This is a genomic window from Microbacterium testaceum (assembly GCF_001476655.1).
Classification (GTDB): domain Bacteria; phylum Actinomycetota; class Actinomycetes; order Actinomycetales; family Microbacteriaceae; genus Microbacterium; species Microbacterium testaceum_C.
This window is the reverse complement of the sequence record NZ_LDRT01000012.1, coordinates 65,492-79,410: the sequence shown is the minus strand read 5'-3', so window position 1 is coordinate 79,410 and position 13,919 is coordinate 65,492. Positions and strand designations below refer to the sequence as shown.

11 protein-coding genes are annotated in these 13,919 nt (G+C 68.5%); 8 read left to right on the top strand and 3 right to left on the bottom strand.

The genetic code is table 11. From position 1 onward, the window contains the following. Positions 1 to 111 precede the first annotated feature (111 nt). The 3 genes from NS220_RS02585 to NS220_RS02575 are packed head-to-tail and all read right to left on the bottom strand — an operon-like array spanning position 112 to position 3,543. Positions 112 to 1,206 carry a hypothetical protein gene (locus tag NS220_RS02585; RefSeq protein ID WP_242864508.1) on the bottom strand — a complete coding sequence of 365 codons (1,095 nt, stop codon included), beginning with the start codon at positions 1,204 to 1,206 and terminating at the stop codon, positions 112 to 114. Between the two features lie 56 nt (positions 1,207 to 1,262). Further along, the gene (locus NS220_RS02580; protein WP_058622542.1) at positions 1,263 to 2,315 is read right to left on the bottom strand and encodes a hypothetical protein; all 1,053 of its coding nucleotides are present in this window, start codon (positions 2,313 to 2,315) and stop codon (positions 1,263 to 1,265) included. Positions 2,316 to 2,328: 13 nt separating this feature from the next. Beyond that, positions 2,329 to 3,543 carry a hypothetical protein gene (locus tag NS220_RS02575; protein ID WP_058622541.1) on the bottom strand — a complete coding sequence of 405 codons (1,215 nt, stop codon included), beginning with the start codon at positions 3,541 to 3,543 and terminating at the stop codon, positions 2,329 to 2,331. A gap of 191 nt (positions 3,544 to 3,734) precedes the next feature. Here NS220_RS02575 and rpsF point away from each other — a divergent pair, with 191 nt between their 5' ends. From rpsF to NS220_RS19580, 8 genes are all read left to right on the top strand, one after another. After that, entirely contained in the window at positions 3,735 to 4,127 is a 393-nt protein-coding gene (gene rpsF, locus NS220_RS02570) for a 30S ribosomal protein S6 (protein WP_058622540.1), read from the top strand. A 5-nt stretch (positions 4,128 to 4,132) separates the two neighbouring features. Continuing rightward, the gene (locus NS220_RS02565; RefSeq protein ID WP_058622539.1) at positions 4,133 to 4,645 is read left to right on the top strand and encodes a single-stranded DNA-binding protein; all 513 of its coding nucleotides are present in this window, start codon (positions 4,133 to 4,135) and stop codon (positions 4,643 to 4,645) included. Positions 4,646 to 4,749: 104 nt separating this feature from the next. After that, positions 4,750 to 5,004, top strand: a complete 255-nt coding sequence (gene rpsR, locus NS220_RS02560) for a 30S ribosomal protein S18 (RefSeq protein ID WP_013584646.1) — start codon at positions 4,750 to 4,752, stop codon at positions 5,002 to 5,004. Positions 5,005 to 5,014: 10 nt separating this feature from the next. Continuing rightward, positions 5,015 to 5,467: a 50S ribosomal protein L9 gene (rplI, locus tag NS220_RS02555; protein ID WP_058622538.1), complete on the top strand. Its 453-nt coding sequence runs from the start codon at positions 5,015 to 5,017 to the stop codon at positions 5,465 to 5,467. Positions 5,468 to 5,781: 314 nt separating this feature from the next. Then, a complete protein-coding gene (locus tag NS220_RS20505; protein ID WP_058622537.1) occupies positions 5,782 to 6,408 on the top strand; it encodes a hypothetical protein in 627 nt (208 codons plus the stop codon). Next, complete coding sequence (locus NS220_RS02545; RefSeq protein WP_058622536.1) at positions 6,405 to 12,896, top strand: DUF6531 domain-containing protein; 6,492 nt, start codon at positions 6,405 to 6,407, stop codon at positions 12,894 to 12,896. The genes NS220_RS20505 and NS220_RS02545 overlap by 4 nt, the downstream gene beginning before the upstream one ends. A gap of 1 nt (position 12,897) precedes the next feature. Further along, entirely contained in the window at positions 12,898 to 13,329 is a 432-nt protein-coding gene (locus NS220_RS02540) for a hypothetical protein (protein WP_058622535.1), read from the top strand. A gap of 104 nt (positions 13,330 to 13,433) precedes the next feature. After that, a complete protein-coding gene (locus tag NS220_RS19580; RefSeq protein WP_153004125.1) occupies positions 13,434 to 13,826 on the top strand; it encodes a hypothetical protein in 393 nt (130 codons plus the stop codon). Positions 13,827 to 13,919 lie beyond the last annotated feature (93 nt).

The window sequence follows — 13,919 nt, the reverse complement described above, 5'->3', positions numbered from 1 at the left end:
GACACGGGCTGAGCCCACGCCGCTCACCCCCGTTGAGTGTCCAAGACATGCCGCAAACCCCCGACGCGCTACGGCGTGTCTTGGACACTCGACGTCCGGGAGCCCCGCGCGTCAGCGCGACACCACGTCCGAGACGATGCTCACGATCCAGTAAGCCACGATCACGAACCCGAACGCGACCGCCACCCACGACACCCCGCGCTTCAGGCGTCGACCCTGCGGCGCGACGCCGGCCGGCGGCGGAGTGAGCAGGGGAGCGGCCGCGCCGACCGAGGACGGGGCCGCGGGCAACCGCTCGTCGCGCCACCGCGCCCACTGCGCGACCTTCTCCTCGATCGCCGCCACCGTCGTGAAGAGCCACTCCCACGTCCGCGGGTCGAGGGTGGAGAGGTCGCGGCGCGCGTAGAGGAACAGCCAGTCGTCGACGATCTCGACGTCGAGGGCGGCTGCGTTGTCGACGAAGCGCGCCATGACGTCGGGAGTGAAGAGGTAGAGCGCATCGCGCTCGTACCCCTCGGGGCAGTACAGCGCGAAGTGCGTGTCGAAGTCGCCCTCGAGCCCGAGGCGCTGGCCGCGTGTGAACGTGATGGGCAGGTTCGACGCCCCGAACAGACCGTTGTTGCCCACGGCATCCAGGACGATATGGGGGAGCGGAGTGTCGAGCCGGAGAGCGACGTATCCCCACTTGTGCGTGGTCTCGCTCTTGCCTGACCCCGTCTTGTAACGGTAGTTCGCGACCTCGACGAAACGCGGACGGTAGCCGCTCACCACGTCACTCGCCTCACGCGTGTGGCCCTCGGAGAAGATCATGCCGGGCAGGTGCGGGTCGTCGACGTCTCCGCGCCACTCGAGCCCGTTGGCGCGCGCGAACCGGTCGAGCCGGAACCGTCGCTCGGCCTTTCCGCGGAATGCCCGCACGATCAGCACCACGACCAGTGCGATGACCGCGACGAGGAACAGGACGAAGAAGATCGACACGGGGTTGACCGTGTTCCGCCCGGAGTTGAGCGTGAAGGTCAGCGCGAGGAGCGAGGGGAACGCGAAGAGCACGATGCCGACCCCGATGAGGGTCAGCACGAGACCCGACACCCACCTCGTCCGCAACGCCCCGCGGCGGCGCAGATCAGCCGTGAAGGCGCGCACGTCGGCACGGTCGACCGGCTCGGTCAGGGGTCCCGGGTCGAACGGGGGAGTTCCGGATGCCACGGGCACACCTTCCTCGCGGGGTCTCGTCGTGCGCGGCCCAGGTTACCGAGACGCGGTCACCGGGCACCGAACGCCGTGGCCGCCACCCACGCCGTCACGAGGCCCGCGACACCGCCGACGGGCCAGGCCCAGGCTGGAACGCCGGGGCGGAGCCGGCGACCCGGCTCGGCGACCCCGGGCGGCGGAGGGACGACGGGGCCCGGGGTCACGAGCCGATCGTCGCGCCAGCGTCCCCACCGGTCGAGCTTCGCCGACAGCGCGACGACGGTCGCCCGCAGCCACTCCCACATCGCCGGGTCGAGCGTCGACAGGTCGCCGCGGGCGTAGAGGAACAGGCGGTCGTCGACGATCTCGACGTCGAGGGCGGCCGCGTCGTCGATGAATCGGGCCATGATGTCGGGCGTGAAGAGCGACAGCGCGTCGCGCTCGTAGCCCGCCGGGCACCACAGCGTGAAGTACCGGTCGAAGTCGCCCTCGAGCGAGAGCCTCTGCCCGCGGGCGACGGTGACCGGCAGATTCGAGCCGCCCATCAGGCCGTTGTTGCCGATGGCATCCAGGACGATGTGGGGGAGCGGAGCGTCGAGCTGGATCGCCACGTATCCCCATCGGTGTTCCCGGCGGTTGCGTCCGATTCCGGACGTGAAGCGGTAGTTCGCGACCTCGACGAGCCGGGGAGTCGTCCAGCGCACGACATCCGTCGCTTCGCGGTCCATCCCGACCCCGAACAGCAAGCCCGGCAGCGGCGGGCTCTTCGCGCGTGGCACCCACGTCATCCCGTTCGCCCGGGCGAAGCGGTGCAGCCGCAGGCTTCGCGCGTTCTGGCGCGCATTCTGTCGTGCCGTCCGCGCAGTGGAGGCCACGGCGGGCACCAGGGCGAACACGAGAGCCGCGGCGAACGCGCTCACGATCGACCCGACGGGCATTCCCGGCACCAGCAGGGCGATGAGCAGGAGGATGCCGCCCAGTCCGAGAGCCAGGACGATGACGGCGCACCCCGTCCCCCGGAGGGCGCGTCGCGGATCATCCATGAGCCGCTGGCGTCGAAGCTCGCGGACGAACTCCCGCGCCTCGCGCGGGTCGATGCGGCCGGTAAGAGCTGTGAGGTCCACGGATTCCGGCCCCTCAGCGCAGAAGCAGGACCGGGAGCAGCAGGAACGCGCCGATCAGGACCAGGCCCAGGGCGAGGACGCCCCCGATGATCCCGAGCACGAGCCAGGGAACGCCGCGGCGCAGGCGCCGACCCGGGGGAGCCACGCCGGGCGGTGCCGACAGCGGCAGCGGCGCGACGGGGGCGGGAGCGGATGCCACGCCTGTCGGCATCCCTCCGTTCGGCGCCGCCGTGCTCGGCCCTGCCATGCCCCGCGCAGCAACCCCTGCCGCCGCCGCGCCCGGCCCCCACGGCACTCCCGGATCCACGGCCGGCAGCAGTCGATCGTCTCTCCACCGCTCCCACTGCGCGAGCTTGTCGAGCAGGGCCGAGAGCAGTGAGAACGTCCAGGCCCAGCGTCCGGGATCGAGCGTCGACATGTCGCCCGAGGAGTACAGGAAGAGCCAGTCGTCGACGATCTCGACGTCGAACACCGCGGCGTTGTCGATGAAGCGCGCCATGACGTCGGGCGTGAAGAGGTAGAGCGCGTCGCGCTCGTACCCCTGCGGGCAGTACAGCCGGAAGAAGCGGTCGAAATCGCCCTCGAGGCTCAGGTGCTGGTCTCGGTCGAACGTGCCGAGCGAGATGTTGTTGCCCGAGGCGTCCAGGACGATGTGGGGGAGGGGCACGTTGAGCTTGATCGCGATGTAGCCCCACCGGACCGTCGTCTGGTTCTTCCCGTTGCTGACCGTGTAGCGATAGTTGCCGACCTCGACGAACCGCGGCTCGCGTCCCCGCAGGACGTCGATGGCGGTCCGGCCGCTCCCGCGGTGGAAGATCGAGCCCGGCAGCGGAGGCTCGCTGATCGAGGGCACGTACTCCATGCTCACGGCCTGCGCGAAGCGCGCGAGTCGCCACCGCCGTTCCTGCGCGATGCGGTCGCCGCGCAGACCGAAGAAGAAGGCCGCGACGATCACCCCGACGCACAGCAGCATGGGGAGTCCGAACAGGATGCCGATGAAGATCGCACCTTCTTGGAGCGCGGACGCGAAGACGATGAGCAGGACGAGCCCCACCAGGGCGAAGCCGCCGATCAGCACGAGCATCACGATGTAGACGATCGTCGCGGCGACCTTGCCGCCATCGGATACCCGTCCCTCCTGGCGCAAGCGGGCCGTGAACGCCTTCGCCGCCGCGGGATCCGGGGGATCCAGGAGCGCACGTGCATCGAACGGTCGAATCCCCGGCATCCGTCCCCCCCCACGGTCGTGACTGATGCCCACGTTACCCAGGACGATTCCGCCGAGCGAGGTGGCATCCGTTAGACTATGAAGGTTGTCTGGCGACGCCCATGCGCGTATAAGCCCGAGACAACGTGCACCACACCCTCCTGCTGCCGGGAAATGCCCGTCAGCCGTTCTAGTCCGAAGGAGGTGGGTTAGTGACGCACCAGTACGAACTCATGGTCATCTTCGATCCCGAGGTCGACGAGCGCCAGGTCGCTCCGAAGCTCGACGGATTCCTCAAGGTCATCACGGCCGATGGAGGAACCATCGACAAGATCGACATCTGGGGCCGCCGTCGTCTCGCCTACGAGATCCGCAAGAAGAACGAGGGCATCTACGCCGTCGTCAACTTCGTCGCGACCAGCGAGGCCACGAACGAGCTCGACCGTCAGCTGAAGCTGAACGAGCAGATCATGCGCACCAAGGTCCTGCGCGCCGAAGAAGCGATCGCTCAGGTCGCCGCCGAAGCCAAGCGCTCCGAGGAGAAGGCCGCCCGCAAGGCCGCCGCTCCCCGCAAGGTCGAGTCCGCCGAGAAGGCTGCGAAGTAACGACGATGGCCGGCGAAACCGTCATCACCGTTGTGGGCAACCTCACGGCCGACCCCGAGCTGCGCTACACGCAGAACGGTCTTCCGGTCGCGAACTTCACCATCGCGTCGACTCCCCGCACGTTCGACCGTCAGGCGAACGAGTGGAAAGACGGCGAGGCGCTGTTCCTGCGTGCCTCGGTGTGGCGCGAATTCGCCGAGCACGTCGCCGGTTCGCTGACGAAGGGCAGCCGTGTCATCGCGACCGGTCGCCTGAAGCAGCGTTCGTACCAGGACCGCGAGGGCAACAACCGCACCTCCATCGAACTCGAAGTCGATGAGATCGGCCCCTCGCTCCGCTACGCGACCGCTCAGGTCACCCGTGCCGCTTCCGGCGGTGGCGGTGGCGGCGGCGGTCAGCGCCCGCAGGTGCAGCAGTCCAACGACGAGCCGTGGTCGACCCCCGGTTCGAACAGCGGCAACAGCGGCGCCGACGCGTGGAGCACTCCTGGTTCCTACGGAGACGACACCCCGTTCTGATCTTCGCCGCGCTCTCTCGAGCACGACGACCCCCTGAAATTCCGGATGCCACACCCCGGTCCGCGTGACCGGCTCGGCATCCGAACCACACGAAAGAAGGAAGCATGGCTGGAAAGGCCACTGGCGACCGCCGCAAGCCGCGGAAGGGCGCGAAGAACGCAGCCCCCGCGAAGGCGATCCGCGTCGGCGTCATCGACTACAAGGACGTCGCAACCCTCCGCAAGTTCATCTCGGAGCGCGGGAAGATCCGCGCCCGTCGTATCACCGGTGTCTCCGTGCAGGAGCAGCGCCTGATCGCCCGCGCCATCAAGAACGCGCGCGAGATGGCTCTCCTGCCCTACGCCGGCGCTGGCCGCTAAGGAGCACCCGATGGCAAAGCTGATTCTCACGAATGAGGTCACCGGGCTCGGTAGCGCCGGTGATGTTGTCGAGGTCAAGAACGGGTACGCCCGCAACTACCTCATCCCGCAGGGCTTCGCCGTGGCTTGGAGCCGCGGTGGCGAGAAGCAGGTCGCGTCGATCCGCGCCGCTCGCGAGTCCCGCGCGATCCACGACCACGAAGAGGCCGTGGCCCTGAAGAACACGCTCGAGTCGAACACCGTCAAGCTCGCCGTCAAGGCCGGCAACGAGGGTCGCCTCTTCGGTTCGGTCAAGCCCGCCGATGTCGCCGACGCGGTCAAGGCCGCCGGTCACGGTGACCTCGACAAGCGCAAGATCCAGATCACCTCGGCGATCAAGTCGGTCGGTCAGCACGAGGCGACGGTTCGCCTGCGTGACGACGTCACCGCCGTGATCACCCTCCAGGTGGTCGCCGCGAAGTAATTTCGCGACGCACGATTCGGCCCCGCTCCTGCTTCGGCAGGGCGGGGCCTTTTCGTGTTCGCGGCGGAGGTCCTTGAGTTTGTCGAAGGGTCCGGGGCGTCGAGCGCGGCAGCTGTGCGGCGCAGGTCCCTGAGCTTGTCGAAGGGCCGCGGGGTGGCTTCGACAAGCTCAGGGACCCCGTGGCTCGCCGCCCTGCGTCTACCTGCCACCTGAAGCAGCGAGTGATGAAACGGCGGGTGTTTTCCGCGCGCGTCGCCCGCATAATCCCCGTGAACGCATCCCAAGGAGGACTCGAGCGCACGCGAAGGTGACGCGTGCGCAGTCGTCTTTTCGCGGTTCTCCTGGTGGCCTCGGCCATCGTCGTGGCATCCGTTCTCCCCCTTGCTCCGGGTGTTGCCTCGGCCGTCGTGCAGGCGAGCACGCCCGGTGACGTCGACGGCGACACCATCCCCGACGGCGTCGAGAGGGTGGTGTGCGGCTCGGCCACATGCGCGACAGGAACGGAGGACACGGACGGCGACGGCGTCTCGGATGCCGTGGAGGTCGCCGCATGCGGTTCGACGACCTGCGCAGACCCCGGGGCGGATGCCGACGGCGACGGCATCCCGGACTTCGTCGAGCGCCTCGTGTGCGGGAGCGACACCTGCACCTCGGGGCGTGAGGACGCCGACGGAGACGGGGTGCCCGACTGGGTCGAGTACCTGGTGTGTGGAACCGCGACCTGCGCGACCGGAGCCGAGGACCTCGACGGCGACGGTGTCGCTGACGCCTCGGCGCTGCAGGCCTACGTGACCTATCGCCAGAATCTGGCGGTCACGGGTCGCGAGTACGCGTGGGTGACCCCGGTCTTCATCGGCGGCGGGTTCCTCGTGCTCGCGGGAACGGCACTGGTGGTCGTCCGGGCGCGCCGCCGCGCCGAGAGCGTGGAGGTGACCCGATGAAGGCGCGCATGCTCTGGGCCTCCGTCGCCATTGTCGCGGTCGTCGTGTCGGGTGGTGCGGTGCCGGCCTCGGCGGTTCCCGTCGACCGGGCCGCGGCGACGCAGGAGCAGATCCTCGAGCGCGTCCGTGCGGCCGCTGCACCGGCCACGACGTCCGACACCCGCCCCGAGACGGCACCGCCGACCGAAGCGACGATCCGCCCGGGCGAGGGAACCGTCCTGGATGCCGCGGACGCGGGAGTCCGAGCCGAGTTCTCGGGTCACGACCTCGACGAGTCGCTGTCCGTGCACGCGGCGCAGCTGGGCGACGCCGCCGCGGTGTCGGCGGCGTCCGAGACGGGCGGCGTGGTCGCGGCGACCCCCGTCGAGATCCGCGCGCACACCGACGACGGCGACGACGTCACGCAGTTCCCGGCGTCGTACACGCTCGCGAAGGACGCCTCGGGTATCGAGGTGGCGAAGGACGTCATCCCGGGCGTGCGCCTGCGGCTCGACGTCGATGTCGATGCGCTCCGCCGGGCCGGTGTCGACGTGTCGAGCCTGCGGGTCTACAGTCGCGAGAACGCGGGCGATCCGTGGCGGCAGCTCCCGTCGTACTTCGACGCGGATGCCGGCACCGTCGCGGCCGAGTCCGAGCACCTGTCGCAGTTCGTGGTGATCGGCACGCCGGTGCAGACCACACCAGTACCGAGGATCGTGCTCGATCCCGACGACGACGTGGGCTGGGCGGACTCGCCGGGCCCGCACGTCACCGAGCTCCCGTACAACGTTCGGCTCGCGGACCAGCTCGCGGGCATGCTCCGTGATCGCTGCATCGCCGACGTGACGGTGACCCGCGGTGCCGATCAGCGCTTCGTGTCGGCGGACACGCGTCGTGCCATCGCCGCCTCCCATGACCCCGACGTCACCCTCTCTCTCGCCTTCGCGACGTTCCGGGGGAGGGCGTGGGGCACCGCTCGCGACGGGGGCACGCAGGTTTTCGCTCGGGGAGGCACCGACAGCGACGCGTTGCGTGACTCTCTGCGCGCCGAGATGCCCGGCTACACCGGGCGCCCGGCGAAGGTGCGGGCCGCGACAGCTGACTTCCCGCGCGAGGAGTACGAGGGGCTCCCCGGTGCCGTCGTGCACATGGAGACGCTGTTCCTCGACCACAACTTCGACCGGCCGGTCATCGACAACGGCTGGGACTCGATCGTGAACGGCACGTTCACGGGGCTCGGGAAGTACCTGGAGTCGAAAGGCTTCTCGTGCACCAACCCCGTCACGGGCGGGTGGCCTGGCCGTCCGTCCGCCGATGATCTGGCCCGCTGGTATCAGCTCGGCTACCGCAACTGGCAGCACTACGGTGCCGATCCGGTGTCGTTCTCGACGGGCAACCTCGTCGAGCGTGAGCACCTGTTCTCGTTGTCAGGGACGGGCGGCTCGGCCACTGAGGTCTCGCTCGTCTACAACGCGCAGGACGGGCGTCTCAGTCGCACCGGCGCAGGGTGGAGCTTCGCCCTCGGCGGCCATGCCCAACGTTTCGACGATCACTCGGTGCTCGTCGTGCGCGGGGACGGTGCGTCGATCATGTTCGAACCCGACGGCACCGGAGGCTACGTCGACCCGCGCGGCGAAGGCCTGCACCTGGCCGAGGCGGGCGGCGGCATCCTGCGACTGACCTCGCGGACGGGGGAGTCGTGGGACTTCGACGCGGCGGACCAGGACGGCATCGGTGAGATGGTCCGTTCGGTCGACGCGGCCGGACGCACCACGACGCTCACGTACGGGGCACCGTCGGCGTCGCAGCTGTTCGTGCCGTTGACCGGCATCACGGATGCCGCGGGCCAGACGGTGCGCGTCGACTCCGACGACCTCGGTCGCGTCATCGGTTTCACCCTGCCTGACGGGCGGACGTGGTCGCTCGGCTACGACGACCGCGGCGATCTGGTGCGGCTCGGCTCGCCGGACGGCGGTGCCAAGACCTTCGCGTACGACGACGCGCACCGCGTCCTGACGATGACGGATGCCACCGGCACCACGTACCTGCGAAATGCCTACGACGCGTCTGGCCGGGTTGTGCAGCAATGGGATGCCGAGGGCTCTGAGCGCCGTTTCGACTATGGCACGGGCGAGACGACGTACGTCGATCAGGAGGGGCGGACGCACAGGTACGCGTTCGACGCCCGATCGCGGATCACGAAGATCACCGACCCGGCCGGCAGCGAGCAGTCGTGGACCTACGACGATGACGACAACGTCACGGCGTTCACCGATGCGGCCGGCCGCGTCACCGGGTACGCGTACGATGACGCCGGCAACGTCACGACGGTCACCGACGCCACCGGCGCGGTCACGCGCTACACGTACACGCAGACGGGTGCGGTCGCCTCGCGCACCGATGCCCTCGGGCGGGTCACGAGCTACGGTTACGACGCGCGCGGCGCGCTGATCCGGACCGTTCTGCCCGACGGTTCCGTCATCGCGTACGACGTCGACGCGGCCGGGAACACGACACGGATGACTCTGCCCTCGGGGGCGGTCTACGGCTTCGAGGTCGACGGGCGCGGCAACCGCACGGCGAGCACCGACCCCCTCGGGCGGGTCACGCGGTTCGCGTACGACGACGGCAACCGTCTGGTGGCATCCACCGATCCACTGGGCCGGGTGACCCGGTACGAGTGGGATGCGCGCGACCGGTTGACGGCGGTGACGGATCCACTGGCGCGAAGCACTCGGTACTCCTACGACCTCAACGGCAACCTCGTCGGTGCGACGGACCCGGCTGGGAACCTCACCTCGTACACGTGGGACGCGCTGTTCCGCATCGTGAGCGCGACGGATGCCACGGGCGGCACGACCACCTACACCTACGACCGTGAGGACGGTCTGACGGGCATGACGGATGCCGCGGAACGGCAGACGAGTTTCGTGCTCGATGCCCTGTCGCGGGTGAGTGCCATGACCGACCCGGCGGGGCAGACGTGGAAGCGGTCGTACGACGCGACCGGTACGCCGACCGCACAGACCGATCCGCGCGGGGCGGTCACGACGCGGGAGCTCGACGCGCTCGGACGCACCACCGCCGTCGTGGGGCCGACCGGCATCGCGCAGCACACCGAGTACGACGCGGTGGGGAGGGTCACGTCCGAGACCGACGCCGCTGGCAACGCCACCGCGTACGCGTACGACGACCTCGACCGTGTCACGGCCGTGACCGACCCGGCGGGATCCCGCACCGAGTACCGGTACGACGTCGACGGGCAGCTCGTCGGCGTCGTCGATCGGCTCGGGCATCCGACGTTGTACGAACGCGACGCGGCCGGCCAGGTGACGGCGGTGACCGACCCGGCGGGCACCACCGCGTACGGGTACGACGCCGCGGGCAACGTCACCTCGGTCACCGACGCGACCGGACGCACGACGACCTACGCCTACGACGACGCCGATCAACTCATCGAGGCGCGGGATGCCGCCGGCCACCGCACGACCTATGCCTACGACGCGCTGGGCGATGTGACGGCGGCGACCGACCCGAACGGACACACGACCCGGGCCACGTGGGACGCCGCCGGACGTCGTACGAGCGCGACCGACGCGCTGGGTGCGACGACGACGTTCACGTACGACGCGGCCGGACAGTTGACGGCCGCGACCGATGCCTTGGGCCATCGCACGGTCTACGCGTACGAGGAGCACGGGCAGCTGGCATCCGTCACCGATCCGCTCGGCGCGACCACGCGGTACACGTATGACGAGCTCGGTCTGCTCGCGTCGGTCACCGATGCGCGGGGCAAGGTCACGACGTATGAGAGCGACGCCGCCGGCCAGCCCGCGCAGACGACGGATGCCACGGGCACCCGCACGCGGTACGAGTACGACGATCGGGGCTTGCTGTCCCGGGTGGTCACGCCCTCGGGCGCGGCGATCGCGTACGCCTACGACGAGCGCGGCGATCGCGTGCAGCAGTCCTCGGCGTCGGGAGTCGTCCGGTTCGAGTACGACGCCGAGCAGCACATGATCGCGGCGATCAACACCAGCGGCACCACGGGGTGGACGTACACGCCGTCGGGTCAGCTCGCGTCGCAGATCGATCCGCAAGGCCGCGAACTGACCTACGCGTACGACGCGGCCGGGGTGCTGACCGGTCTCACGGTCCCGGGTGGGCAGCGAATCGCGTACGACCGGGATGCCGCGGGCCGGGTGTCGCGGATGGCGAGCCCGTGGGGTGCCGCCGACTACGCGTATGACGACGCGGGCAACCTGACCGGCATCGTTCGCTCGAACGGGGTCGCGACGCGCTACGCGTATGACGTCGACGATCGTGTGACCGGGATCACTTCCACCACGCCCGCCCCCACCGGGCCGGCCGCCGCGCCGGCCGCACCGGGTGCGGTGCGCACCGGGGGGTTGTGTCCGGTGGTCACGTCGAAGAACGCCGCGGAGCTGCGGGCGGTGAACGTCGACAAGCCGGGGTGCGTGAGGCCCTCGTCCTACCTCGCCCACCGTTCCGTGCCGTCGGACACCGGCTCGCTCGCGCAGGGAGCGACGTTGTCGTTCGCGTACACCTACGACGCGGTCGGGAACGTCACCGACGCCGAGCGCACCTCGAGCGTGCCGACGTCGGCGCTGCCCGGAGGGGTGTCACCCGCGGGCGCGCTGCCGGGTGCGTCCGACGCGACCACGACGGTGCTCGACCGGGTAGCCACGCGCTACTCCTACGACGCGTCCGATCGTCTGACGGGTTCGGTGCAGAGCACGGGCGCTGCCGACACATACGGTTACGACGAGGTCGGCAACCGCACGTCGTGGTCGCACACCGCCGCGACCGCGTCGTCGGGGTTCTTGGATCCGGTTCTGACGGTGGATGCCACCGGCGCCAGTGTTCCGCGACCCGCGGCGTCGGTGGCGACGGGATCGGTGAAGGCGACGGACACGTCGTTCACGCAGTCGCAGGTGTTCAACGACCTGAACCAGCTGGTGTCGGCGGAGAACAGCGCGTCGGGTGGCCAGCGATTCGCCTACGACGCGGACGGGCACCGGGTGTCCGCCTTGGGCGGTGCGGGCGGGGATGCCGCCTACTCGTGGAACGAGCTGGGTCAACTCACCGGGTATTCCGATGCGTCGGGCTCGACCGGGTTCGGGTACGACGGGTTGGGGCGGCGGGTGTCGACTTCGACGCAGAGTGCGTTCGGGACGACCTCGACCGCGACGGTCTGGGATGGCCTGCAGCCGGTGCAGGACACCAGTGACCGTGCGGGGACGACGACGCTGGTTCGCGATGTCGCCGGGGAGCTGTTGCTCGAGGGGCGTTCGGCGGGCGCGGCGACGTGGGGTCTGCTGGACCGCCTCGGTAGCGCGGTCGCTCAGGTGGGGGATGCCCGCCTGGGGTTGGCGTTGAACGGTCCGGCTCAGGCGGCGCGAGATGCGCTGACGGATCGGAATGCGCGGATCACGCAGGTGTCGAGTGGGTCGGATTGGGGTGTTCCGGAGTTCTCGACGTCGGGGTGGAACGCGTCGGTGGGGTATTCGGGCGAGCGTTCCGATCCGGTCGCGCGGCTTGACCTGTTCTTCTCGCGTGGGTATGACTCCCGGTCGGGGTCGTGGTTGTCGCGGGATGCGTGGTCGGGGTCGCGGGCGGATCCGTCGTCGCTGAACGGGTACGGGTTCGTCTCGGGGAACCCGGTGACGTTGCGGGATGCGTTCGGGTTCCGGCCGGTCGGCCGATACGACCCCGCGACGGACTCGCTCCGGATCGGCCGGATCGGCCCGACGGGTCCGACTTTCACGGCGCCGGGGCTTCGTGGTGCGGCGCAGCCGGACATGTCGTCTTATGCGCCGTCGAAGAACTGGAACGGCATCGGTTCGAAGCCGAAGGCGGTGTCGCCGAGGTCTGCGTCGCAGACGACGGCGCGGCACGCGATGGGGTCGGTCGGCGTGTTCAGCCCGGGGCTTCCTCTGCTCGGAGTTGGCGCCGCTCAGCTGATGGAGGCCGCTGGTGCGGCCGCCGCACTGGGCCTCGCTGCGCTGGGGGCGGCGACTGGGCTCCTGCTGCTCACTCTCAGCGGTGACTCATCGGGTGTGGGGGTCCGCCGCAACGACGCTGCGAGCGGCGACGCTACTGCAGCGTCTGCGAGCGATGCGCGGTCCGGGAGCGGATCGCCGAACTGCGACCCGAAGAGCCTGCTCGGGGGCTATTGCGCCGGCGGCGAGGACCCCTTCGGCCAGGGCAAGGAGGATTCCGCATCGAACACTGAGATCCGCGGGGAGGCTGCGAAGTATGATCTCGACGAACTAGCGGAGTTCGCGCGCGGTCATAGCGGCGACGGCTGGGCGAACGGAGCGCCGCGCCCATCGGTCGAGCAAATCCGCGCGACTCTTGAGAATGCAAAGCCATATCGTCGTCCCGGATCGGACGGGCTGTTCTTCGACTTCCGAGGTGTGCGTGTGATTGTGAACGAAGAGAATCCGTTCAGATCGACTGGTTTCTTCGATAAAGGAGCAGGCTAAGATGGCAAAGTTTGCGCAAGTTCTCGAATGGCCGTATAGAAAGCCCACGGTGGGTGACCTTATAGGTTCGTGGTCTGCGTATGTCCTCCAGATTGCCGACGACCTGAGCAACTTCACCTCCGAAGTAGTTGGAGAATTTGGATATCACGACTACATCGGCGCGTTGTTCGCGCGGAACTTCGTCGAAGAGGCAATCGACGAGGTGTCTATAACGAAGGACGACGTAGAGTATTACTTGATACGCACCGCGGACGAGTATTTCCGCGCCCTGACGCGGAATGATCCAGGAAAAGTGGTCATCGCTTCGGAGCCAGACTTTGCGAAGTACGCGCTGAATGAAAAATACTGGTGGCTTAGACGGATTCCGAACGGCGGAGCGCTCGGGTATGAGGTTTCGCGTGTTGCCCGTGCCCAGGCTGGCCTCAAATACTGACAGCTCAAGGTGTATTGTCCTCGTTCGTTGTTCCTGATCGGCGCGCACGGTGCCCGTCACGCCCCCGGATGAGTCGTTGCCCGCCTGGGGTTGAAATCTGCGTCGTGGGATGGAATGGTGACGAATACTTCGAGACCTACGGCGGTTATCCTGGCTTTCGCCTTAAGGGAGGAGATCTAGTTGCCGGATACTGGGCAGGCCTCTCCACGAACCAACCTAACGAGTTCAACAAGTACAACGCGGGAGAAGTTCTTTACGATTACATTTCTATTGCGGGGGAGTCGGGCCGGTGGGCCGTCTGGGGGCAACGAGATTGGGATGTAGCGCTTCTCGTTGTCTCCGGTTCGATAGAACGTATTGGGACACAACTCGCGGCTAGGAGCGCTGATGTGTTGACGGATCCCGATTATGTTGTCATGGGCTACGGTGTTTCAAGCGAAGACTGGCAGTCATTGAGAATTAGCTGCGACCTGCAGCCGATTAATGGAAGAGCTTGAATTAGTTCAGACAAGCTTAGGCAGTGGCGGGCTCGAGCCCAGGCGAGCCTCGAATACTGACACGGCTCACGCCCGAACGGGTGATCTCGCCGC